Below are 22,468 nucleotides of genomic sequence, written 5' to 3' on the forward strand. Positions count from 1 at the left end.
CTTATGAGTAGCAGTATCAAAAAAATAGTCAAAGAATTTTATACCAGTAATTTTTATAAAAACCCGGAGGATGTGAAATTTTATTTACACCCTGACGCGGAGCTATTCTGGAACAGCAGTGCAGGGTTTAATAAAATGAATTTTCAGGATATTCTGGATATGAGTGCCGAAATGGCCAAATCTTTCCATTTTTTAAGAGCAGAGATAAGTCATTTATTACGAGACAAAGATGATGTAACTATCCGTTTAACCTATCATGTGAAAACAGTAGAAAATCCTGATGAAGAAATTCCTATGGCTCATTTCATTGCGATATGGAAAATTAAGGACGGTAAATTATTCAAAGGCTATCAAATAAGTCAGCCTGCAGATGAAACTCCTGAGAATTTAAGCTCTTTTATGGCAACAAATTTTTAAAAAGCCTTTAGGGTTTATATATAAAAACTTACTTTTGTGTCGCAAAAAAATCAACAATAACTATGAGTGTTTTAGTAAATAAAGATTCAAAAATAATCGTTCAGGGATTTACCGGAAGTGAAGGTACTTTTCACGCTGAACAAATGATAGAATATGGTACAAACGTCGTAGGTGGTGTTACTCCCGGAAAAGGCGGGCAATCTCATCTTGACAGGCCTGTTTTTAACACAGTTTCTGAAGCTGTAAAAGAAACCGGTGCCGATGTTTCTATAATTTTTGTTCCGCCTGCATTCGCGGCAGATGCGATTATGGAATCTGCAGATGCAGGGATCAAGGTTATAATTACAATTACCGAAGGTATTCCGGTAGCGGATATGATCAAGGTAAATCAATATATTAAAAATAAGGATTGCAGATTAATAGGACCTAATTGCCCAGGAGTAATTACCCCGGGTGAAGCTAAAGTTGGAATTATGCCAGGTTTTGTTTTCAAAAAAGGAACTGTAGGAATTGTTTCAAAATCAGGAACCCTGACCTATGAAGCTGCAGATCAGGTTGTAAAACAAGGTTTAGGGATCACTACGGCTATTGGAATTGGTGGAGACCCAATCATTGGAACTACCACAAAAGAAGCTGTTGAGCTTTTGATGAATGATGATGAAACCAAAATTATCGTAATGATTGGTGAAATTGGAGGTCAATTGGAAGCAGATGCGGCCCAATGGATAAAAGCAAACGGTAACAAAAAACCAGTTGTTGGATTTATAGCAGGTGAAACGGCTCCGGCAGGAAGAACAATGGGCCATGCAGGTGCAATTGTTGGTGGAAGTGAAGATACCGCTCAGGCTAAAAAAGCTATTTTAAGAGAAAACGGCATTCACGTTGTAGATTCTCCGGCAGAAATCGGTAAAAAAGTAGCTGAAATTTTAAAAGCATAAACTAAACTCAAATATTTTAGATTATAATCCTCCTTGATTACACTTAAACGGTAATTTCGGGAGGATTTTTTATTTTAAAGCCTTTGGCTTTTGTTATATTTGATTTCAGAAATTTTATTGTTCTCCGTTTGTTATTGGAACATATTAATACAATTAATCAGAATGAAACATCCTTGAGGATATAATTTCTCACACAAAAAAATGCTTATATGGCTGTTACTCCCGATAGCTACCGGGAGACCATGAAAAAACAATAAATATCTACTTATGAAATTATTAGAAGGAAAAAATGCGATCATAACCGGTGGAAGCCGCGGAATTGGAAAAGGAATTGCTCAGGTTTTTGCTAAACATGGTGCCAATGTTGCCTTTACCTACGCTTCTTCTGTAAATGCAGCAAATGAGCTGGAAGAAGAATTGAGTGAATTCGGAATAAAAGCCAAAGGTTATCAATCAAATGCTGCCGATTTTAAAGAATGCGAAGCACTTATAAAAGATGTAGCCGAAGATTTTGGCCAGATAGATATCGTGATTAACAACGCTGGAATTACCAAAGACAACCTTTTAATGCGAATGAGTGAGGAGGATTTTGACCAGGTAATTGAAGTGAACCTGAAATCTGTTTTTAATATGACCAAGGCTGTTCAAAAAACTATGTTGAAGCAACGCAGTGGAAGCATTATTAATATGAGTTCTGTAGTTGGGATAAAAGGAAATGCAGGCCAGTCAAATTATGCAGCTTCAAAAGCAGGAATAATAGGCTTTTCTAAATCGATGGCTTTAGAGTTGGGATCCAGAAATATTCGTACCAATGTTATTGCCCCGGGATTCATCGAAACTGAAATGACCGAAAAACTGGATGAGAAAACCGTTGACGGCTGGAGAGAGGCTATTCCGCTAAAACGCGGAGGAACGCCGGAAGATATTGCAAATGCCTGCGTGTTTTTAGGCAGCGAGCTAAGCAGCTACATAACAGGACAGGTAATCCAGGTAAATGGCGGAATGCTTACTTAATAATTTCAAAAAATGTCATTACCCACTGTCTTATTAATAGCCCTGGCTGCAATTTTTGCGCTGGGGTTTGTTTTTTTTAAATATTTCTCCGGAAATAAAAAACGCAGTGGGAATATATTTTTTCTGGCAGGTTTAAGATTTATAAGTGTTTTTTTACTGTTGCTGCTGCTTATAAATCCCAAAATTACACAACAATTGCTCGTGGTAGAAAAACCCTTGCTTTTAATCGCGGTAGACCAATCTGCTTCCATAGATCATATTGGGAGAGCAGACAGTGTTCAAGCCTACCTTGATTATTTGAGAGCTGATACGAAATTAAATGAAAAATTTTCCATAGAAACCTATGGCTTTGGCAGCGAAGCAGAACGGTTAGGAGAAGATTCCTTAAAATTCAATAGCCAGCAAACAAACATTTCCAGGTCTTTGAAGACCATGGGAAAATTAAATAGCTCAAAACAAGCAGCTTTGATATTGATCTCAGACGGAAATCAAACCGTTGGAGAGGATTTTCAATACCTTAAAACCGATAAAAATATAAATATCCTACCGGTCGTGGTAGGAGATACCACAACTCCTGTAGATTTATACATTTCCAATCTTAATGTCAATAAATATGCTTTTCTGAATAACAGGTTTCCGGTTGAAGTTGTTATCAATTATTCTGGAAAACAAACCATAACTAACAAATTTGAAATAAGATCCGGAAATACAGTGCTGTTTTCAAAGGAGGTGAATTTTGATGCAGAAAATAATTCAGAGATTATAACGACCACTTTACCGGCAACCAAGTTGGGCAGCAGTTTTTATACTGCGGAGATCTCCCCGATTGATTCTGAAAAAAACACCATCAATAATACCAGGAAATTTGGAGTTGAAGTAATCGATGAAAGAACATCGGTTTTAATCCTAAGCTCCATCGCACATCCGGATTTGGGGATGCTCAAAAAATCTATAGAATCCAATGAGCAACGCGAGGTGAAAATCGCCTATATAGGAAATTCCTTGGATTTAAATTTATCTAATTTTCAATTGGTAATCCTATATCAACCAAATAGTAAGTTTAAGGATGTTTTTGAAGCTATCAAAGCCGATGGTCTTAATAGTTTGCTGATTACAGGAACGGAAACAGATTGGACATTTCTTAATTCTGTTCAACAAAATTTCAGTAAAGATCCTACCTCACAAACTCAGGAAGTCTTCGCGAATTTCAATCAAAATTTTTCTGAATTTCAATTTGAAGATTTAGGGTTTAATAGGTTTCCACCTTTGGAAGATACGTTCGGGATCCTTAAATTCATGGATAGATCTTTTAGCCCGTTATTATTTCAAATACAGGAAGGCGTTCAAACCGATTTGCCATTATTGGCAGTGGCTGAAAAAAATTCTGTAAAACAGGCGGTGTTGTTTGGGGAGAATATCTGGAAATGGAGAGTTAAGTCGTACTTAGATTCCGGCTCATTTGAGCCATTCGATAATTTCACCGGTAAATTGGTGCAATATCTTGCCAGTACTAAAAAACGCGATCGCTTAAGCTTTGAGGTTGAACCCTTTTATCCTGAAAATGAACAGGTTCAAATCAGTGCTCAGTTCTTTGACGAGAATTACGGTTTTGATCCAATGGGAGAGGTAATTATCAAACTTGAAAATTCAGGTACAGGAACCATAATTGAGACCGGGATGTTATTGGATAGCAATCGCTATAAATTTGAAGCCGAGGATCTGGAACCTGGAGATTATAATCTGAGAATAACCGAACAACATACAGGTATTTCAAGGGTGGGAAGTTTTTCAATACTTGAATACAATGTGGAACAGCAGTTTTCTTCTGCAAATATTTTGAAACTTCAGGCCTTGGCCCAAAATAATGAATCGGCACTTTATTATTTAAATGACGGGACCTCTTTAAAAGAGCATTTACTTTCACAAGAAGCCTATGTATCTATACAGAAAAGCCATGAAAAAAATGTATCTTTGATAAATTGGAAATTTCTGCTCGCTTTACTTGTTTTATCTTTGGGTATCGAGTGGTTTTTGCGGAAATATTTCGGTTTTATTTAATAATTTTAAACATTTTTTTTATGGATAAGTTACCAAAAATTGGCTTGCCAATTTTATTTGCCGTAGTTGTATTAATAATCTTAATTGCAAAATCTACAGTTACCATCAATTCCGGAGAAGCCGGGGTATTATATAAAACCTTTGCAGATGGGGTTGTAACCAGTGAGCCACCTTTAGGGGAAGGATTTCATTTTGTAGCGCCCTGGAATAGAGTATTCGTCTATGAGGTTCGTCAGCAATCTCTTGATGAAAAAATGCAGGTTTTATCTTCCAACGGACTGGAAATTAATCTTGACGCAACCGTTTGGTTTCAGCCTTCATATGCCGATTTAGGGAAATTGCATCAGGAAAAAGGAGAAGCTTATATTCAGCGGGTTTTGCAACCGGCTATTCGTTCTGCAGCACGTAGTGTGGTAGGAAGATATATCCCGGAACAATTATATGCCAGCAAAAGAGAAGCGATCCAAAAAGAGATTTTTGATGAAACTCAAATCCTTTTAGCGCAGCAATATGTTCAGGTTAATGAAGTTCTTGTAAGAGACGTTTCCCTTCCTAAAACAATTAAAGATGCAATCGAAAGAAAACTGGGACAAGAGCAGGAATCTTTGGAATATGTGTTCCGATTGGAAAAAGCTGAAAAGGAGGCTGAAAGACAACGTATTGATGCCGAAGGTAAAGCTACAGCCAATAAGATTTTAAGCGCTTCCCTGAATGACCAGATTTTAAGGGAAAAAGGAATACAGGCAACAGTTGAGCTTGCAAAATCTCCTAACTCCAAAGTAGTTGTTATTGGCGGTGGTGATGGCGGAATGCCATTAATTTTAGGAAATAACTAAATTAGACAAAGCATAAATTTTCCAAAACTTCTTATTTTTGTAAAAAAAATATTAGATTTGTCAGGATAATGGAAAAAAATCAACTACATCATCATATTCAGTACTGCGCTCAGGCGAGGTGAATTTGATATGTAGTATTTTCAACATATTTTAAAACCCGTTTGAGCTACTCAAACGGGTTTTTTTTATTGTTTTAATTCGAAAAAAAATTAATAAATGAGCAACGAAAAATTACGAATCGCAATCCAAAAAAGCGGAAGGCTGAATGAAGATTCTATTCAAATTTTGAAAGATGCAGGAATTTCCATAGATAATGGAAAAGAGCAGTTAAAGGCATCATCAAGGAATTTTCCTTTGGAAGTATTATACCTTAGAAATGGGGATATCCCACAATACTTAAGAGATGGGGTTGTGGATATAGCCATCCTGGGTGAAAACGTACTTGTTGAAAAGGGGGATGATATTATAAAGGGCGAAAAACTAGGGTTTTCAAAATGCCGGGTTTCACTCGCCGTTCCCAAGTCCATGAAATACAGCAACATTAAGGATCTGGACGGTAAGAAAATCGCCACTTCCTATCCTAATACGGTAAATGCTTTTTTATCTGAAAAAGGTATTTCTGCGGAGCTTCATATCATAAACGGTTCTGTAGAGATAGCGCCCAGTATTGGTCTGGCAGATGCCATTTGTGATATCGTTTCAAGCGGAAGCACTTTATTTAAAAACAATTTGAAAGAAGTGGAAGTAATGCTGAAAAGTGAAGCGGTGCTAGCAATTTCTCCACTTATCTCGAGGGAAAGACAAATAATACTTGAAAAGTTGCAATTCCGACTGAATTCAGTTCTTAATGCGCGTACTTCCAAATATATTTTGATGAACGTCCCCAATAATAAATTAGAAAATGTCATTAAATTATTACCGGGAATGCGCAGTCCAACGGTTTTACCATTGGCAGAAGAAGGCTGGAGTTCCCTGCATACCGTGATTAACGAAGAGCGTTTTTGGGAGGTTATAGATGAGTTGAAGCAAAATGGAGCTGAAGGAATCCTGGTAGCTCCAATCGAGAAAATGGTAATGTGATTTCTGAATGTTACATATGTCCTCTAAACCTATAAAATACACAGATGAAAAAAATATTCAATCCGGCAAAAGAAGATTGGAACGCGATATTGCAGCGCCCAACAAAAACTGTAGATGAAATTGAAGCTACTGTTACCGAGGTTTTTTCTGAAATAAAGCTTAAAGGTGATCTGGCTGTTTCAAAATACACCGATCTTTTTGATGGAGTAAAACTGAATGATATCAAAGTTAGTTCAAAAGAGATCAGCGAAGCAGAATTATTGGTTTCAGATGAGTTGAAAGCGGCAATCGCTTTGGCTAAATCTAATATTGAAAAATTCCACGCTGCTCAAAAATCAGAAAGGATTAGTGTAACAACCAGCCTGGGAGTAGATTGCTGGCAGGAAAAGCGTCCCATACAAAAGGTAGGACTTTATATTCCCGGAGGAACTGCACCGCTGTTTTCTACAATTTTAATGCTTGCCACTCCTGCAAATATTGCCGGTTGCAGGGAGATTATCCTGTGCACCCCGCCAAACGGGGAAGGAAATGTTCATCCAGCCATTTTGTACACCGCAGCCTTATGCGGAGTTACCAAAATTTTTAAAATTGGTGGAATTCAGGCGATAGGAGCGATGACCTTTGGAACGGAAACAGTGCCTAAAGTCTATAAAATCTTCGGACCGGGAAATCAGTTTGTCACTGTTGCCAAACAACTTGCCACCAAACATAATGTAGCTATTGATATGCCTGCCGGACCATCGGAATTGCTTGTTGTGGCCGATGATTCTGCCGATGCGTCCTTTGTCGCTTCCGATTTGCTTAGTCAGGCCGAACACGGAGCAGATAGCCAGGTGATCCTTGTTTCAACCTCCAAAGCCCTTATTTCTGCTGTTGAAGCTGAAATTGAAGCCCAGATCGCCCTTCTTCCCCGAAAAGAGGTCGCTCAAAAGGCCATAGATAATTCTAAACTTATCTTTGTTGTAAACGATGAGCTTGCGCTGGAAATGATTGACGAATATGGCCCTGAACATTTTATTATCTGTACTAAAAATGAGGATTTTTACATCGATGGAATTCAAAATGCTGGATCGGTATTTATAGGGAATTATACTCCTGAAAGTGCCGGCGATTACGCTTCGGGAACCAATCATACCTTACCAACCAACGGGTATGCCAAACAGTACAGTGGGGTTAATTTAGATAGTTTTATAAAGAGTATGACCTTTCAGAAAATAAGTGAAAAAGGAATCCAGGAAATTGGTCCTGCAATTGAATTGATGGCGGAAGCAGAAGGTTTGCAGGCACACAAGAACGCTGTGACACTGAGATTGAAAAAGCTCAATAATTAATTATAAGCCACAATGGCACTTTTCAATATGAACACAAACTTTGATCTTAACGGGCTGGTTCGGCCAAATGTAGCCAAACTGAAACCTTATTCCTCTGCAAGGGACGAATTTCAATCTACCGGAACAGAAATGGTATTTCTGGATGCCAACGAAAATCCTTTTCAAACAGATGTGAACCGGTATCCCGATCCGCAACAGCGAACTTTAAAAGCGGAACTCGCAAAAATTAAAGGAGTAGCTCAGGAGAATATTCTTTTGGGAAATGGAAGTGACGAGGTGCTGGATCTTATTTTTAGAGCCTTTTGCGAGCCTAAAATAGATAACGTGATTACTTTGCCGCCAACCTACGGGATGTATGCTGTATTGGCGAATATCAACGATGTAGAGAACAGGGAAATAGAACTCACCCCTGGATTTCAACCCAATATTTCAAATATTCTGGAGGTCGTTGACAGGAATAGTAAAATAATTTTTCTTTGTTCCCCAAACAATCCAACCGGGAATTCATTTTCAGAAGAAGGGGTTTTGGATATTCTTGAGAATTTCAGCGGTTTGGTCGTTATTGATGAAGCTTATATCGATTTTTCAAAACATCCAAGCTGGTTAAAAAAACTTCAGACTTATCCTAATTTGGTGATCACACAAACGCTTTCCAAGGCCTATGGGATGGCGGGAATCAGGCTTGGGATTTGTTATGCATCTAAAGAAATTATAGGTGTTTTGAATAAAATAAAACCTCCGTATAATGTTAATGAGCTCAGTCAGCTTCGGGCATTAAAGAGAATAACTAATATGGATGAAGTAAAACAGGAAGTGGCTATTATTCTTGAAGAAAGAACACGTCTGTTCAAAGCTTTACTTGATGTGAAATTTATTCAGAAAATATTTGAATCGGATGCGAATTTTATATTGATAAAGGTGGACGACGCAACCAAAAGATATTCTGAAATGCTTGAAATGGGTATCGTGATTAGAAACAGGACCACCCAGCCATTATGTGAAAACACCTTAAGATTAACGGTAGGAACCGCTGCGGAAAACGACCGGTTGATAAAGGCCTTAAAAGCCATAAATTAAAACAATAAAAACACATATGAAAAAAGTATTGTTTATTGACAGGGACGGAACATTGATCCATGAACCTGAAGATTACCAAATTGATAGCCTTGAAAAATTGGAATTCTATCCGGAATCCTTGTTTTATATGGCGAAAATTGGAAAGGAACTGGATTATGAATTGGTGATGGTAACCAATCAGGACGGACTAGGGACCGAAAAATATCCTGAAGATGACTTTTGGAGCATTCAAAATTTCATATTGAAAACCCTTACCAACGAAGGCGCCGAATTTAAGGAGGTATTGATGGACAGAACCTTTCCGGAGGAAAATTCACCAAACCGCAAGCCAAATACCGGACTTCTGGAGAATAAATATCTTAATAATGAGGAATATGATATGGAAAATTCTTTAATGATTGGGGATAGATTAACCGATATGGAATTTGCCTTTAACTTTGGCGGAAAAGGGATCTTTATAGATACCCACGAAGATTTGGGAAGTGAAGAAGTGAATACCAAAATTGAAAAATTGGACACTGTTATCGCCTTGAGAACTGATAGTTGGAAAAAGATCTATGAGTTCCTAAAGATGAAAGACAGAACTGCGGAGATTAAACGCAAGACCAATGAAACCGATATTTTAATAAAACTCAATCTGGATGGTACCGGTAAGTCTGAAATTTCAACCGGGATCGCTTTTTTCGACCATATGCTGGATCAAATTGCACGTCATGGACAAATGGATCTTGAAATTAACGTAAAAGGTGACCTGGAGGTTGATGAGCATCATACCATTGAAGATACAGGAATTGCCTTGGGGGAAGTTTTTAGCATGGCACTTGGCAATAAACTCGGAATTGAACGCTACGGATTTTGTCTCCCCATGGATGACTGCCTGGCTCAGGCAGCCATTGATTTTGGTGGAAGGAACTGGCTGGTTTGGGAAGCAGAATTTCATAGGGAAATGGTTGGAAAAATGCCAACAGAAATGTTCCATCATTTCTTTAAATCCTTTACCGATGGCGCTAAAGCCAACTTAAACATTAAAGCGGAAGGCAGCAATGAACACCATAAGATCGAAGCCATCTTTAAAGCATTTGCAAAAGCGATTAAAATGTCGGTGAAACGTGACACGGAAAAAATGATCCTGCCCTCCACAAAAGGAATGCTCTAATAATAATCAATAACCTCTGGTAAAGAGTCAAGATCGGCGTAACTGCAAGATTAGAGAGCCAAGACTTGATTTTGATTAACTGATAAACATTTAGTTATGATTGATATTTTTTCACAGCACTTTAATTATCGTATTGAAGAATATAAAAAAAAGTAAGGTTTGGTTATTAAAAATCCCTTTAGAATCCCTGGTGAATGTGTGTTTCAGGTTTCACAAAGATTTTACCGGACAACAATAAATAATATTTAAGACCTTTAAAACAACGAATGAAAATAGCAATAATAAATTACGGTGCCGGGAATATTCAAAGCATAAAATTCGCAATCCGAAGATTGGGATTTGAAGCTGTTTTAAGCAATGATGAAGAGGAAATAAGAAATGCAGACAAGGTGATCTTTCCCGGAGTAGGGGAAGCCAGCAGCGCGATGAGAATGTTGCGTTCTACCGGTTTAGATAAAGTGATCCCAACTTTAAAACAACCCGTACTTGGAATTTGCCTGGGAATGCAACTTATGTGTAAATCTTCAGAAGAGGGAAATACAACAGGTCTCGGTATTTTTCATGCTGAAGTGGTGAAATTTAAAAATACGGTTAAAGTTCCCCAAATAGGCTGGAATAAGATCTATGACCTTAAATCGGACTTATTTAAAGGAGTTGCAGAGAATGAATATGTATATCTTGTTCATAGTTTTTATGTTCCGGAATGCAAAGAAACCATTGCCAGCAGTGAATATGGAGTAGAATTTACTATAGCCATTAAAAAAGATAACTTTTACGGAGTACAGTTCCATCCGGAAAAAAGCAGCGATGCTGGCGAAAAAATACTTAAGAATTTTTTAGATCTCTGATTTAAAAACGAACTACCAAAACTTAAAATCGAACGATATAATATCAAAAAAATGAGAATTATCCCGGCAATAGACATCATAGATGGAAAATGTGTGCGACTTTCAAAAGGGGATTACAGCACAAAAAAAATATATAATGAGAATCCGCTGGAGGTTGCAAAGGAATTTGAAGCCCACGGAATCCAATATCTGCATTTGGTAGACCTGGATGGTGCAAAATCCAAACATATCGTAAATCATAAAATTCTGGATCAAATCGCTTCCAAAACTGGTTTAATAATCGATTTTGGAGGCGGATTGAAGTCGGATAAGGACCTTGAAATCGCTTTTGAATGTGGTGCCCGGCAAATTACAGGCGGAAGTATTGCGGTAAAGGACAGGGAGATTTTCAAATCCTGGTTACAAAAATTTGGTAGTGACAAGATCATCCTTGGTGCCGATGCCAATAATGAAAAAGTTGCGGTAAGTGGCTGGCAGGAAGAATCGGAAGAAGAACTTATTCCTTTTATACAAAACTATCAGAATGAGGGCGTCAAATATGTTATTTGTACCGATATCTCCAAAGACGGAATGCTGGCAGGGCCATCTTTTGAACTATATAAAAGAATACTCAGGGAAACTACAAATAGCGAAAAGGCAATTAGTCTGATTGCTTCAGGAGGAATCTCTACCTTTGATGAACTTCCCAAATTAGCCGAAATGGGCTGTGAAGGAACCATAATTGGTAAAGCTATTTATGAAGGAAGAATCAGTTTAAAACAGTTGGAACATTATATTTTAGGTACTAAGAGCGAACATTAAGAGCTGTTCTTTAATGCTGAAGTATTCACCGTTTAATAAAAAAAAATGCTTACAAAACGAATTATACCTTGCCTGGATATAAAAAATGGGAGAACCGTTAAGGGAGTGAATTTTGTCGATTTACGCGATGCGGGCGATCCCGTTGAACTTGCTGAAATTTATGCGAAATCCGGTGCAGATGAATTGGTGTTCCTGGATATTTCTGCCACCGAAGAACGACGAAAAACCCTTGCTGACCTTGTCCTTCGGGTGGCGGAATATGTTAATATTCCATTCACGGTTGGTGGTGGGATTTCTTCAGTGGAAGATGTGGATATTCTGCTTCAGAATGGTGCCGATAAAGTTTCGATAAATTCTTCTGCAGTAAAAAATCCAGACCTTATCAATACACTTGCTGCTAAATTTGGAAGCCAGTGTATTACGGTTGCCATCGATGCCAAAAAGGTGGATGGAACCTGGTTGGTACATTTGGTGGGAGGGAAAGTGCCTACAAAACTAAATTTATTTGACTGGGCGAAGGAAGTTGAACGCAGGGGAGCAGGGGAGATCTTGTTCACCTCTATGAATAATGACGGAACCAAAGATGGTTTTGCAAATGAGGCTTTGGCCAGATTATCTTCAGAATTGAATATTCCAATAATCGCTTCCGGTGGTGCCGGAAATATTCAACATTTTTGTGATGTTTTTAAGGAGGGAAAAGCAGATGCAGCCCTGGCAGCAAGTGTTTTTCATTTTAAGGAAATAGAAATTAAAGATCTCAAAGAAGCGTTGCGGAAGGACGGAATTGAAGTTCGGATTTTGCCCTAGGATAAATTATTAGAAGGTTAAAGCTTCTGAAAGCTTATAGTAAAAGAAATAAAATTAATCGATGAATATAGATTTCAACAAAAATAACGACGGACTTGTACCGGCAATCATTCAGGATAATACCACCAAAAATGTTCTAATGTTAGGGTATATGAATGAAGAGGCATTTTTAAAGACCAATGAAAGTAAGAAAGTCACTTTTTTCAGCAGAACAAAAAACCGACTCTGGACAAAAGGCGAGGAAAGCGGAAATTACCTGGAACTTGTAAGTATTAAGAACGACTGTGATAATGACACCTTGCTTATAAGTGTAAATCCGAAGGGGCCAACCTGCCACAAAGGAACGGATACCTGTTGGGGTGAAGAAAACAATCCCGATTTTGGCTTTATTTCCAGGCTGGAAGGGATCATTTCAGAACGTAAAAAATTAAGCGAGCAGAAACCGGAATTGCGTGCGGATAAATCCAGTTATGTGGTTTCTCTGTTTGATGCAGGCATCAATAAAATCGCGCAAAAAGTAGGGGAGGAAGCTATTGAAACCGTTATTGAAGCAAAAGATGAGAACGACGATCTTTTCTTAAATGAAAGCGCCGATCTTTTATTTCATTACCTGATCCTTTTGCAGGCGAAAGGGTTTACCCTAAAAGATATTGTAAAAGTATTGGAGGGAAGACATTAAAAATTGAGTTTAAGAAAGCCCTGAAAGGGTTCAATATATAAGCGATGGGCAACGCCCATCGAATAAATGACGTTAATTTAAAAAGCCCTGAAAGGGCGAAATAAGATGGGGTTCAAGGAAGAGCGTACCTTAATTTATCTCACCCTTTCAGGGCTATATCTTTGAATATCTTAACACAGGGCTACACCCTGAGTTAAGATATTTTGCCCTTTCAGGGCTTTTATACTTCTTGATTCCATCTGGCCTAAAACAACTGTTTAAAACAGAAAATTATTCATTCCAGCTACCCATTTTCCCGGTCTGAAAATCATCATAGGCCTGGTTTATTTCATCCATGCTGTTCATTACAAACGGACCGCGGGATACTACGGGTTCGTTGAAAGCCGGTGCATGTCCAAAAATCAGGGTACTTTCTGCAATGGCATCTATTTCTATATTTTCATCATCATTATCAAATTCCAATAGATGCAGCGCCTTTGCCGATTTGCCGTTTACAATTAATTCGCCCTTTGCCACATAAAAAAAGATGTTGTGGTCTTTAGGTACTGGTAGATGTAATTTCCCTGTTTCCTTGAAAAAAATAGTAGCCAGGTGTATATCGGTTAAAGTATCAAAAGCTCCTTCTGTTCCTTCAAAATTCCCTGAGATTACCTGGGCACTCACTTTGCCTTCATCGAGGGCGATTTTTGGAATTTGATCTTCCTGAAGTCCTTTATATTTTGGGGGCGTCATTTTTAATTTTTCGGGAAGGTTTATCCATAACTGAAGAATTTCCAGATCTCCGCCAAATTTCTTGAAATCTTCCGGAGAAATTTCTGCGTGTATGAGTCCGCTGCCAGCCGTCATCCATTGAACGCCACCACTATGAATAACGCTTTGATGGCCGCCGGAATCTTTATGAGCAATTTCTCCCTGCAAAATAAAAGTAACCGTTTCCATGCCACGGTGTGGATGCGGTCCAAAAGGGAGTCCATTGTTATTAGGGCCGTAGGTTTGAGGGCCATGATGGTTTAAGAACAAAAAAGGATCTATCATTTGTAAATTCCCGGTAGGCATTGGGGAATAGGTGATTAGATCGTCAATTGGTCTGTATTCTGCTTTATGGATTTTTTGTATTGTGCGCATAACAGTATGGTTTTTCCCATTTTTGGAAGTAGTTACAAGATAAAAAATATCTGAGTGATACTGGGAAGAGTTTTTAAAAAAATAGTATTTCCTGAAAATGAAGGATTTTTTTTCAGTAAAAGGAGGACAAATGCTGTTTTTTTTTATCCACGTAATTAACTGGGAATTAATCACCTATATTTAACAAAAAAACAAATATGTTTTATAGGCTAATACTATTTTTTCTTCTCTTCCAGTTTTTTTCAATAACAAATTCAAAGGCACAAAACTCAGAATTGGATATAGGCGTTCGGCTACAGAAATCTGTTAATTTGTATTATGAAAATGGGATTACAGCACAGTATACCAACAACAGCCTATATTCTAAAAGATTGTATTTTGGCCTTAGTTATGTCTCCAGTAGATTAGGAAGTGCTATTGGCTCCAATGCCATAAAGCAGGACAATATATTTCTTTCCACAACCTATTTTTTTAGGCCGGATAGAAACTTACAACCTTTTTTAAGGCTTAATACCGGATATTTTCATTCAGATCTTGAAGAAGAAATTTTTGATGATCTTCCAAACTCTTCAATATTGCTTTCTCCGGAAGCAGGTATAAGATTAAAAACTAATTCTCCTTTAAAAGTTGGTGCCTCTTTTGGGTACAATTTAATAATAGGGGATGGACGAAAGGGGCCAGGAACTTTATATCCTGTTTTTATTCAATCCAGCATTACCTGGAGTATTCTAAATAATACAGATCAAAATGAAAAATAAAGTAAAATTATTAATTCTGCTTTCAATTTTTGTCGGTTGTGGAACAGAACCCGATATAAATGAAACTATGCTTGATGGTGAAGAAATTTTTGATCCTTCTTTATACGAGCCTGAAAAATATCTTGTTTCTGTTGCCTTTCCTAATCCTACTCCCCAGGAGGCTTTAAAACCGGTTATAATTGCAAGCCATGGATATACAGCTACCACATTTGAATGGGACGAATTTCGGGATTTTGCAGAAATTGGCGATAATGTTTTAATATCGCAGATTTTACTGGGAGGCCATGGTAGAAGTTATGAGGATTTTAAAAATTCAGGATGGAAAGATTGGCAAACAGCTATAATAAAGGAATATGAAGATCTTGTGAGGGCAGGATATAAAAACATTCATTTTCTGGGCTCCTCAACCAGTGGAGCTCTTTTTTTTGAATTACTAGCGGGAAGTTATTTTAAAAATCAGCCTGCTCCACAACAGGTGCTTCTGGTTGATCCAATTGTGATTCCGTCTAATAAAAGCCTTTCGATGATCCCTGTATTTGGTCCAATGCTTGGGTATCTTGAAACAGATCAATCTGCAGAAGAAGATAAAGTATATTATCATTTCAGGCCCGAGGAAACTTTAAGAGAATTGCAAAATTTACTCAATATCGTAAGAAAAGACCTGGAAAAAGGGATAGTTCTTCCACAGGGTACTTCATTAAAAGTTTACAAATCAAAAAAAGATCCTACTGCAGATCCCGTAAGTGCTGTTTTGATATATAAAGGTGTTAAGACCAATTCAGGAGGTAATATAGATGTTGAAATGATTGATTCAGATCTTCACGTCTATACAAGATTAGACCTGCGCATTTTCACTACTGGAGACAAAGAAAATCAAACAGCTACATTTAATGATATTTTAGACAGGGTTACAGGAAATAATTGAATCTAACGGATGGTTATTTAGGTAATGAAAAAATCAATCTTTGTTCCTAACATAGATCAGTTTAAACCTTCCTTTTTGGTTTTCCCTGGATTCAATTTCAAATTTATTGATCGAATGGATCATTGGAGTTAGTTTTTGAAATCCATAATTCCGGGAATCGAAATTTGGTTGTTTTTTTTGAAGCAAGCCTCCAACATCACCCAAAAATGCCCAACCATCCTCATCGGCCAGATCAGAAATGGTACTGGAAATAAGTCGGATGACTTTTGGAGTGATTTTATCCACTTCGGCCTTTTTAGCTGTTTTTTCTACACCTTCTGGTTCTCCTTCTTTTATTGGATTTTTCAGGATTTCAATGTAAATGAATTTATCACAGGCAACAATAAATGGTTCCGGTGTTTTCTTTTCTCCAATCCCAATCACATTCTTTCCTGCTTCCCTCAATCTTGTTGCCAGTCGGGTGAAATCGCTGTCGCTGGATACCAGGCAAAACCCATCTACCCTGTCTGAATAAAGAATGTCCATGGCGTCGATGATCATCGCAGAATCGGTAGAATTTTTACCCTGGGTATATCCATATTGCTGAATAGGATTAATTGCATTTTCCAAAAGAACATTTTTCCATTTCACCAAATGGGGTTTGGTCCAGTCTCCGTAAATACGTTTGATGGTTGGATTGCCATATTTTGCAATCTCTTCCATCATTTCTTTAATATAAGCTGAAGGGATATTGTCCCCGTCTATTAATACTGCAAGTTTTGAATCCATAAAACGAATTTATAATTAATTCCCCGAGGCCTGTCCGAAACATTCATGCGAGCCTGCCTCGAATTTTTAAAAGTATTTTCCAATTCATACCTCGTGGGCTTGCCCCGAGGTTTATGATTTATAAAATTACTTTTTTTGAATGATAAAAGGCTGCATAAGCAGCCTTTTTATTAAAAATTTATAAGTTTGATGTTTAGCTATACCTAAAAAGTGCATTCATTTTCGATTCTTTTTCAGGCATAAAAGCAGCGTCAACTAAAAATACATTTCCTCCATTTTCCAGAACTTTTTTAGCAGCTAAATTCATCAGGGACATATTTCCATTGGTTTGTTGATCATCAATAGTTACTTTTCTGTTTTGTGGATCATAATTCCCCCAGATTTCTTCCCTGTTTTCCAAAAACAAGGTATCTATTTTTCCTTCCAATGCTGAAGGAATGATATCATGAACCAAAGAGGAGGTATGTTCTGTATTGCACCAATCTTCATATTTTTTTAATTTTTCCTTCCTGGTTTTTTCGAAAAAGGGTTCAATTACTTTCCAGGATTTTTCATGAAGCCCTAACTTATCGGTATCTGAAGGATTACCGGGAGCTGCTTCTTCATATAGCTTGTTGTAAGTGTTTGCATCCTTGTAAATCGGATAAAAATAATCCTGGCATGCTACCACCAAAGGTAATTTCCCTTTATTTAGGATAGGTTGCAAACCTTCGTCGACTGCCCTGAAATATCTTAAAATTTCATCTTTTCGCTCCCTGTCTGCACCGGCATGTCCATGCATGTTTTTTTCTCCCTGAGAGGATGCACTAAACTGAAGGGCCTTTTCTTCATAATCAAAACCTACACGTTCCCTTAAATTGGAGGGGGTAAGGTCTTCAATATCAATTTTGGTTATGCTATACTTGCTTGCTTCGTAGAAAGAAACCTCTTTTACCTGAATTGCAAGTAAATAATACCTTCCGTCCCCGGAAAGCAATGGAACAAGGGGTTTTATATAAAATTCATTTGAAATATGCTCATAGGCCTCAAAATTAACAGGTACTGTATACTTTTCAAAAAATTTCGGAGAGGCAAATATGGCCAAACCATCTGACTGATGTCTCCAAAAATCTCTATCTTCTATTAATTCCCTGATTGGTGATATAACCTGTGTTATCTTTTCTTCAGAAACCCCGGATTTATTAAGTCTCCTTTTTATCTCATCCATTTTGGATTTCAAATGAGTTTTGCTTTGTTCTTCTAAAACTTCCTTTCCTCCCCGTTGAGTAGGTATGAAGATTGAGACACAAAGTTCATCCTTAAAATTTGCTAATTTCTCAAATTGTTCCTGCGCTATTATTGACATTTTCTTTGCTTTTTAGAGAAAAACAGTTCAATTGAGTTTAGTGATATTTAAAATGTTTTTCCTGGATTAAAATTAGCTTTAAGGTAAGGTTATAAGACCTAATTTCAAACATCACGTGAAGGCATTTTTATTAAAAGTTTCATAATATATATAATAAGATCTTTGTTTTTTAATGTTTTAACGCCTTTTGAGAGCTGGTTGGGGATGATTAACCTAAAAATTAAGGAGAATTAACGCCTGAAGCATTTTTAGCTATTCCATTTCATCATCCGGTTCCACGTGAATAAGGACGTCGGCAATTTCAGGCAATTCTGCTAAAAGTTCATTTTTCACCTCATGGGCAATATTGTGACCTTCTTTAACGGTGATTTCTGCAGCAACGGCAATATGAAGATCAATGTGGAATGTCATTCCTGTTTTCCGGACAAAACATTTTTCTGTTTCAATCACTCCGGGAACATCTTCAGCAATTTTACGAATATCGGAAACCATATCATCGTACATGTGCTCATCCATAACTTCCCCCAGGGCTGGTCGGAGGATGAGATATGCATTATATAGAATGAATCCTGAAGCAAAAAGCGCAGCCCAGTCATCGGCAGTTTCATATCCCGGCCCCATAAATAAAGCCACGGAAATCCCGATAAAAGCCATTAAAGATGTTATCGCATCACTGCGGTGATGCCAGGCATCTGCCTTTAACGAACTGCTTTTGGTTTCAACGCCTTTTTTGGATATAAACCGATAAAAAACTTCCTTTATAATGATGATAACAGCCAGAACAATAAGCGTATAAGGTTTGGGAGTGCTATGTGGAGTCTGGATATGCTGAATGCTTTCATAGGCGATTACAGTTGCTGAGATTACAAGAAAACCAACAACTGTAAATGTAATTAAAGGTTCAGCTTTTCCATGGCCATAAGGATGATTGTAATCCGGAGGTTTGCTGGAATATTTGAGACCTAATAAAACCAGCAGGGAAGAAAACACATCGGTGGTTGATTCTATCGCATCTGCAATAAGGGCATAGGAATTTCCAAAAATCCCTGTAATACCTTTTGCAATGGCTAAAAGTGCGTTCCCCAAAATACTGAAATAGGTAGCCCTAATTGCCTTTTTAGTGTTTAAATTCATATTTCTTTTTTCCCTCTGAATGTGCAAAGTTAATTTTTAGGATGGAACAAGTGAGAGAATTTTTAAATGAAAAATGCTGATTTTAGGCAGCTAAAAACATACTACCACCAAACAATAAATATTCTTTCAAATTCCCTGTTGTTTTTCTTTATCCAAACAAGTGGTGATCTTTTTTTCAGATGCTGGAAAAGGATCTCTTTTTTAATCTCTGAATATGGAAACCATTTTTCAGAAAATTCAGGGTGAACAGGCCAATCCTGTTTAATCGGAATATAAAAGTTGTAACCGCTATATTCTTCTGAAGTAAATTCTTCAAAATGCAACCAGAATCCTGAAATACAGTGTTTATTAAGCTGCAATGAGTGAGTATACTCAATTCCCTTCGGAATAAATAAAATTGCTTTAAAACATACGCTTTGCGCCAATTCTTCAGCTTTCAAATCTAATAAAGAAAGTACCTCATTTGTTTCGGGTTTAAAGAGAATGGGAAATTGTCGTTGTTTTAGTTTTTCTATTTTTTGAAGTAAGCTGTCTTTCCGGTTTGGTCCAATCCAGCGTTCCAGTTCATTTTCATAGGATGGATCGTACACATAGAATTTATAAACCAGTTCAATATGATGTTTTTGATCCTGTAATATATCTTCAGCTAAAAAATCGATCTCTCCAAGCGTGATTCTATCCCGCTGAATTTGAATATTGCTTTTCAAAACTTTTATGTTTCTGGAATTTTTCAAAAGAAATTCAAAAAACCGCTCCATTCTTTTTCCCAAAACATAATTTGTTTCCAAATCCGGAAGCGCTTTTTGAAGATCTATATCTTCAGGAATGGAATATTTAGGAAATTCGAACTGTTGCAAACCAAACATATCCTGGTTTTTCCAAAGCGGAGGAGTTCTCACAAATCCCTGAAGCTGCCGGGTTAGTCTGTTTTTCATGAAAATGGGATTTTGTCAAAGTTAGGAATATTTTTTCCCGGGTTTTGGAATGCTTTGTACTACAATCAAATTCAATTATTGTGAAGGGAAGTTAATAGCAAGAAAAACTTTTATACTTTTATGCAAATAAATTTTTCATGTTAAAACGTAAACAACTTTTTTTAAGGAGGCCAAAATCCACCAAAGCACTGAACCAGGTTCCGGGAACGGTAACCTACATAGGGAGAAAAGAATCTGTGGAAACCAGGCTGGAGGTGATAGATTATAACAAGGAAAGTTTTGAGCGCTACATTTCCACAAATCCTGAAGACGCTTTTAATTTTGAGGATGATGACAAAAATACGTGGATAAACATCAATGGATTAAACAATACCCGGGAAATTGAAAAACTGGGTAAATATTATGATTTGCATCCTCTTATCCTTGAAGATATTGTAAATACCAATCAGCGGCCAAAAGTGGATGAATTTCAGGATTATATCTTCCTGGTTGTAAAAATGCTTTATTATCCGAAGGATGCAGCTCAAAAAACCAATGGAACACTTGTAAATGAGCATATTAGCATTGTTGTTGGAAAAGATTATGTGCTTACATTTCAGGAAGCAGATGGAGATGTTTTTGAAGGTATTAGGGACCGGCTTGCAAATGCCAAAGGAAGAATAAGGAATCATGGGACAGATTACCTTTTATTTAGCTTACTGGATGCGATCATAGATCAGTATTTTGAGGTGATTGATAGTATTGGGGATAAAATCGAAGTCCTGGAGGATAACCTGTTCCAGGTTCAGCCCAGTGACGATATAACTTTTGAAATCCAGGAGCTTAAGCGTACTATTCTTCGAATAAGAAGGGCTGTTTTTCCGCTTAGGGAAGTATTGAGCAGACTTGAAAAGCTTGATAATGATCTAATTGATGATAAAACAGGAAACTATTTTCGGGACCTCTACGATCATATTATCCAGGTTTCAGAAAACATTGATATTTACCGGGAAATGACCTGGGGTTTAATGGATATGTACATGACCACCATCAGCAATAAAATGAACGAGGTGATGAAAGTACTTACCATAATCGCGACTATTTTCATCCCTTTAACATTTATAGCCGGAATTTATGGAATGAATTTTGAACATATGCCGGAACTTGATTGGGAATACAGCTATTTTGTGCTTTGGGGAATTATGATCTTCATTTTTGTAATGATGATTTATTATTTCCGAAAAAAAAGATGGATATAACCGAAATTCACCAAATTATTTAATCGATACTTTATTTAAAAATGAAACCGAACCTGATACTTTTATTGGCTTTTGCCATTCTTCCTACAAATTCAAAAGGGCAAAACACGATTCCAAATGAAAAGGCTGAAGATTCTTTAAATGTGATGTTTGTTGGTACCTACACAAAAAAAGAAGGCCACGTGAACGGCCAGGCTAATGGAATTTACAGCGTGATGCAGGATCCGGAAACCGGAAAGTTGCTATTTAAGGAAACCGCAGCAAATATCATCAATCCTTCCTATGTAAAAGTTTCAAAAAACAAACAGTATTTATTTGCTGTAAGCGAGTTGGGAAGTAAAGATGCTCCCAGTGGATTTGTATATTCCTATAAGATTGATGAAGATTACAACCTGGAAATGATCAACAAAGTTTCTACCGAGAGTTTTGCGCCCTGCCATATCGCATTGGATCAATCGGGGAATTTTGTTTTTGTGTCTAATTATGTGGGTGGAGTTGTGATGGTTTATAAAATTAAACCAGATGGAGGTCTAAAAAAGGTACAACGGATCGACCTTGAAAATAGGAGCGATTCCAATGCACATTCGGTAACTTTATCTTCAGATAACAAACGGGCCTATATTGCAGATTTGGGCAATGATAAAATATGGATCTACAATTTTGATCTGCACACAGGAAAGCTAAGGTTAAATTCTCAGGCTTATGTTGCTTTACCTAATGGATCTGGCCCAAGGCATTTTAGCCTTTCTGCAAATAATAAGTTTGCTTATTCCATCAATGAGATCAACAGCAGCGTGAGTGTTTTTAGTGTATTGAAGGATGGTGGTTTAAAGCTTATTCAGAATATAACTTCGCTGCCTGAAGATTTCACCGAAAAGAATTCGGCAGCAGACATTCACATTCACCCTTCCGGAAAATTCCTTTATGTATCAAACCGGGGTCATAATACGATTGCATCTTATAAAATAGACAAAAATACAGGAACCCTGAAAAACATTGAGTATACCCCAACTTTTGGGAAAGCACCCAGGAATTTTGCGATTTCGGAAAATGGAAAATTTCTATATGTGGCAAATCAGGATTCCAATAATATCAGCATTTTCAATGTTGACCCCAAAAATGGAAAATTAACAACAAAACTTGCACCTCTTGAAATCAAAACTCCAGTTTGCCTGGAATTTTTGGGAGGGTAGTTAAA

At 37.3% G+C, this 22,468-nt stretch carries 22 protein-coding genes; 17 read left to right on the plus strand and 5 right to left on the minus strand.

What is annotated here, in order from left to right:
* The first annotated feature begins 3 nt into the window (after positions 1-3).
* From ACKGJN_RS10475 to hisIE, 13 genes are all read left to right on the plus strand, one after another.
* Complete coding sequence (locus ACKGJN_RS10475; RefSeq protein WP_409539444.1) at positions 4-417, plus strand: nuclear transport factor 2 family protein; 414 nt, start codon at positions 4-6, stop codon at positions 415-417.
* Positions 418-479: 62 nt separating this feature from the next.
* A complete protein-coding gene (gene sucD / locus ACKGJN_RS10480) occupies positions 480-1,355 on the plus strand; it encodes a succinate--CoA ligase subunit alpha (RefSeq protein WP_409539445.1) in 876 nt (291 codons plus the stop codon).
* 267 nt (positions 1,356-1,622) lie between these two features.
* Entirely contained in the window at positions 1,623-2,369 is a 747-nt protein-coding gene (fabG, locus tag ACKGJN_RS10485) for a 3-oxoacyl-[acyl-carrier-protein] reductase (RefSeq protein WP_409539446.1), read from the plus strand.
* Between the two features lie 12 nt (positions 2,370-2,381).
* Positions 2,382-4,427 carry a VWA domain-containing protein gene (locus ACKGJN_RS10490; RefSeq protein WP_409539447.1) on the plus strand — a complete coding sequence of 682 codons (2,046 nt, stop codon included), beginning with the start codon at positions 2,382-2,384 and terminating at the stop codon, positions 4,425-4,427.
* Between the two features lie 20 nt (positions 4,428-4,447).
* Positions 4,448-5,263 (plus strand): prohibitin family protein, encoded by an 816-nt coding sequence (locus tag ACKGJN_RS10495; RefSeq protein WP_409539448.1) that lies wholly within the window; start codon positions 4,448-4,450, stop codon positions 5,261-5,263.
* Positions 5,264-5,479: 216 nt separating this feature from the next.
* Complete coding sequence (gene hisG, locus ACKGJN_RS10500) at positions 5,480-6,343, plus strand: ATP phosphoribosyltransferase (protein ID WP_409539449.1); 864 nt, start codon at positions 5,480-5,482, stop codon at positions 6,341-6,343.
* Between the two features lie 44 nt (positions 6,344-6,387).
* Complete coding sequence (gene hisD / locus ACKGJN_RS10505; protein ID WP_409539450.1) at positions 6,388-7,674, plus strand: histidinol dehydrogenase; 1,287 nt, start codon at positions 6,388-6,390, stop codon at positions 7,672-7,674.
* A 27-nt stretch (positions 7,675-7,701) separates the two neighbouring features.
* Positions 7,702-8,751 (plus strand): histidinol-phosphate transaminase, encoded by a 1,050-nt coding sequence (hisC, locus tag ACKGJN_RS10510; RefSeq protein ID WP_409539566.1) that lies wholly within the window; start codon positions 7,702-7,704, stop codon positions 8,749-8,751.
* Between the two features lie 16 nt (positions 8,752-8,767).
* Complete coding sequence (gene hisB, locus ACKGJN_RS10515) at positions 8,768-9,907, plus strand: bifunctional histidinol-phosphatase/imidazoleglycerol-phosphate dehydratase HisB (protein ID WP_409539451.1); 1,140 nt, start codon at positions 8,768-8,770, stop codon at positions 9,905-9,907.
* A gap of 266 nt (positions 9,908-10,173) precedes the next feature.
* Entirely contained in the window at positions 10,174-10,755 is a 582-nt protein-coding gene (gene hisH / locus ACKGJN_RS10520; RefSeq protein ID WP_409539452.1) for an imidazole glycerol phosphate synthase subunit HisH, read from the plus strand.
* Positions 10,756-10,806: 51 nt separating this feature from the next.
* Positions 10,807-11,556, plus strand: coding sequence for a 1-(5-phosphoribosyl)-5-[(5-phosphoribosylamino)methylideneamino]imidazole-4-carboxamide isomerase (gene hisA, locus ACKGJN_RS10525; protein WP_409539453.1), 750 nt, complete (start codon positions 10,807-10,809; stop codon positions 11,554-11,556).
* 45 nt (positions 11,557-11,601) lie between these two features.
* On the plus strand, positions 11,602-12,363 hold the full coding sequence (hisF, locus tag ACKGJN_RS10530; RefSeq protein WP_409539454.1) for an imidazole glycerol phosphate synthase subunit HisF: 762 nt from the start codon (positions 11,602-11,604) through the stop codon (positions 12,361-12,363).
* Positions 12,364-12,424: 61 nt separating this feature from the next.
* Positions 12,425-13,042 carry a bifunctional phosphoribosyl-AMP cyclohydrolase/phosphoribosyl-ATP diphosphatase HisIE gene (gene hisIE / locus ACKGJN_RS10535; RefSeq protein ID WP_409539455.1) on the plus strand — a complete coding sequence of 206 codons (618 nt, stop codon included), beginning with the start codon at positions 12,425-12,427 and terminating at the stop codon, positions 13,040-13,042.
* A 270-nt stretch (positions 13,043-13,312) separates the two neighbouring features.
* Here the strand turns inward: hisIE and ACKGJN_RS10540 are convergent, their stop codons facing one another.
* Complete coding sequence (locus ACKGJN_RS10540; protein ID WP_409539456.1) at positions 13,313-14,167, minus strand: pirin family protein; 855 nt, start codon at positions 14,165-14,167, stop codon at positions 13,313-13,315.
* A gap of 275 nt (positions 14,168-14,442) precedes the next feature.
* Between ACKGJN_RS10540 and ACKGJN_RS10545 the strand changes: the two genes are divergently transcribed.
* Both ACKGJN_RS10545 and ACKGJN_RS10550 read left to right on the plus strand, forming a co-directional pair.
* Positions 14,443-14,925, plus strand: coding sequence for a hypothetical protein (locus tag ACKGJN_RS10545; protein ID WP_409539457.1), 483 nt, complete (start codon positions 14,443-14,445; stop codon positions 14,923-14,925).
* Positions 14,915-15,850: an alpha/beta hydrolase gene (locus tag ACKGJN_RS10550; protein ID WP_409539458.1), complete on the plus strand. Its 936-nt coding sequence runs from the start codon at positions 14,915-14,917 to the stop codon at positions 15,848-15,850. Before ACKGJN_RS10545 ends, ACKGJN_RS10550 begins: the two co-directional genes overlap by 11 nt.
* 33 nt (positions 15,851-15,883) lie before the next feature.
* Here the strand turns inward: ACKGJN_RS10550 and ACKGJN_RS10555 are convergent, their stop codons facing one another.
* The 4 genes from ACKGJN_RS10555 to ACKGJN_RS10570 all read right to left on the minus strand — a co-directional run bounded on the left by ACKGJN_RS10555 (position 15,884) and on the right by ACKGJN_RS10570 (position 20,032).
* Positions 15,884-16,618 carry an NYN domain-containing protein gene (locus ACKGJN_RS10555; RefSeq protein ID WP_409539459.1) on the minus strand — a complete coding sequence of 245 codons (735 nt, stop codon included), beginning with the start codon at positions 16,616-16,618 and terminating at the stop codon, positions 15,884-15,886.
* A gap of 193 nt (positions 16,619-16,811) precedes the next feature.
* Complete coding sequence (locus ACKGJN_RS10560) at positions 16,812-17,963, minus strand: baeRF7 domain-containing protein (RefSeq protein WP_409539460.1); 1,152 nt, start codon at positions 17,961-17,963, stop codon at positions 16,812-16,814.
* 252 nt (positions 17,964-18,215) lie between these two features.
* The gene (locus ACKGJN_RS10565; RefSeq protein WP_409539461.1) at positions 18,216-19,097 is read right to left on the minus strand and encodes a cation diffusion facilitator family transporter; all 882 of its coding nucleotides are present in this window, start codon (positions 19,095-19,097) and stop codon (positions 18,216-18,218) included.
* 101 nt (positions 19,098-19,198) lie between these two features.
* On the minus strand, positions 19,199-20,032 hold the full coding sequence (locus ACKGJN_RS10570) for a DUF1853 family protein (protein ID WP_409539462.1): 834 nt from the start codon (positions 20,030-20,032) through the stop codon (positions 19,199-19,201).
* A gap of 137 nt (positions 20,033-20,169) precedes the next feature.
* Here ACKGJN_RS10570 and corA point away from each other — a divergent pair, with 137 nt between their 5' ends.
* Both corA and ACKGJN_RS10580 read left to right on the plus strand, forming a co-directional pair.
* Positions 20,170-21,270: a magnesium/cobalt transporter CorA gene (gene corA, locus ACKGJN_RS10575; RefSeq protein ID WP_409539463.1), complete on the plus strand. Its 1,101-nt coding sequence runs from the start codon at positions 20,170-20,172 to the stop codon at positions 21,268-21,270.
* A 41-nt stretch (positions 21,271-21,311) separates the two neighbouring features.
* Positions 21,312-22,463 carry a lactonase family protein gene (locus ACKGJN_RS10580; protein WP_409539464.1) on the plus strand — a complete coding sequence of 384 codons (1,152 nt, stop codon included), beginning with the start codon at positions 21,312-21,314 and terminating at the stop codon, positions 22,461-22,463.
* The last annotated feature ends 5 nt before the right edge of the window (positions 22,464-22,468 follow it).

The sequence above is a fragment of the Gillisia xinjiangensis genome (assembly GCF_046298265.1).
Classification (GTDB): Bacteria; Bacteroidota; Bacteroidia; order Flavobacteriales; family Flavobacteriaceae; genus Gillisia; species Gillisia xinjiangensis.

Coding starts and splice junctions, on each gene's coding strand:
- ACKGJN_RS10475 (WP_409539444.1), top strand. CDS start 4: ATGAGTAGCAGTATCAAAAAAATAGTCAAAGAATTTTATACCAGTAAT.
- sucD (WP_409539445.1), top strand. CDS start 480: ATGAGTGTTTTAGTAAATAAAGATTCAAAAATAATCGTTCAGGGATTT.
- fabG (WP_409539446.1), top strand. CDS start 1,623: ATGAAATTATTAGAAGGAAAAAATGCGATCATAACCGGTGGAAGCCGC.
- ACKGJN_RS10490 (WP_409539447.1), top strand. CDS start 2,382: ATGTCATTACCCACTGTCTTATTAATAGCCCTGGCTGCAATTTTTGCG.
- ACKGJN_RS10495 (WP_409539448.1), top strand. CDS start 4,448: ATGGATAAGTTACCAAAAATTGGCTTGCCAATTTTATTTGCCGTAGTT.
- hisG (WP_409539449.1), top strand. CDS start 5,480: ATGAGCAACGAAAAATTACGAATCGCAATCCAAAAAAGCGGAAGGCTG.
- hisD (WP_409539450.1), top strand. CDS start 6,388: ATGAAAAAAATATTCAATCCGGCAAAAGAAGATTGGAACGCGATATTG.
- hisC (WP_409539566.1), top strand. CDS start 7,702: ATGAACACAAACTTTGATCTTAACGGGCTGGTTCGGCCAAATGTAGCC.
- hisB (WP_409539451.1), top strand. CDS start 8,768: ATGAAAAAAGTATTGTTTATTGACAGGGACGGAACATTGATCCATGAA.
- hisH (WP_409539452.1), top strand. CDS start 10,174: ATGAAAATAGCAATAATAAATTACGGTGCCGGGAATATTCAAAGCATA.
- hisA (WP_409539453.1), top strand. CDS start 10,807: ATGAGAATTATCCCGGCAATAGACATCATAGATGGAAAATGTGTGCGA.
- hisF (WP_409539454.1), top strand. CDS start 11,602: ATGCTTACAAAACGAATTATACCTTGCCTGGATATAAAAAATGGGAGA.
- hisIE (WP_409539455.1), top strand. CDS start 12,425: ATGAATATAGATTTCAACAAAAATAACGACGGACTTGTACCGGCAATC.
- ACKGJN_RS10540 (WP_409539456.1), bottom strand. CDS start 14,167: ATGCGCACAATACAAAAAATCCATAAAGCAGAATACAGACCAATTGAC.
- ACKGJN_RS10550 (WP_409539458.1), top strand. CDS start 14,915: ATGAAAAATAAAGTAAAATTATTAATTCTGCTTTCAATTTTTGTCGGT.
- ACKGJN_RS10555 (WP_409539459.1), bottom strand. CDS start 16,618: ATGGATTCAAAACTTGCAGTATTAATAGACGGGGACAATATCCCTTCA.
- ACKGJN_RS10560 (WP_409539460.1), bottom strand. CDS start 17,963: ATGTCAATAATAGCGCAGGAACAATTTGAGAAATTAGCAAATTTTAAG.
- ACKGJN_RS10565 (WP_409539461.1), bottom strand. CDS start 19,097: ATGAATTTAAACACTAAAAAGGCAATTAGGGCTACCTATTTCAGTATT.
- ACKGJN_RS10570 (WP_409539462.1), bottom strand. CDS start 20,032: ATGAAAAACAGACTAACCCGGCAGCTTCAGGGATTTGTGAGAACTCCT.
- corA (WP_409539463.1), top strand. CDS start 20,170: ATGTTAAAACGTAAACAACTTTTTTTAAGGAGGCCAAAATCCACCAAA.
- ACKGJN_RS10580 (WP_409539464.1), top strand. CDS start 21,312: ATGAAACCGAACCTGATACTTTTATTGGCTTTTGCCATTCTTCCTACA.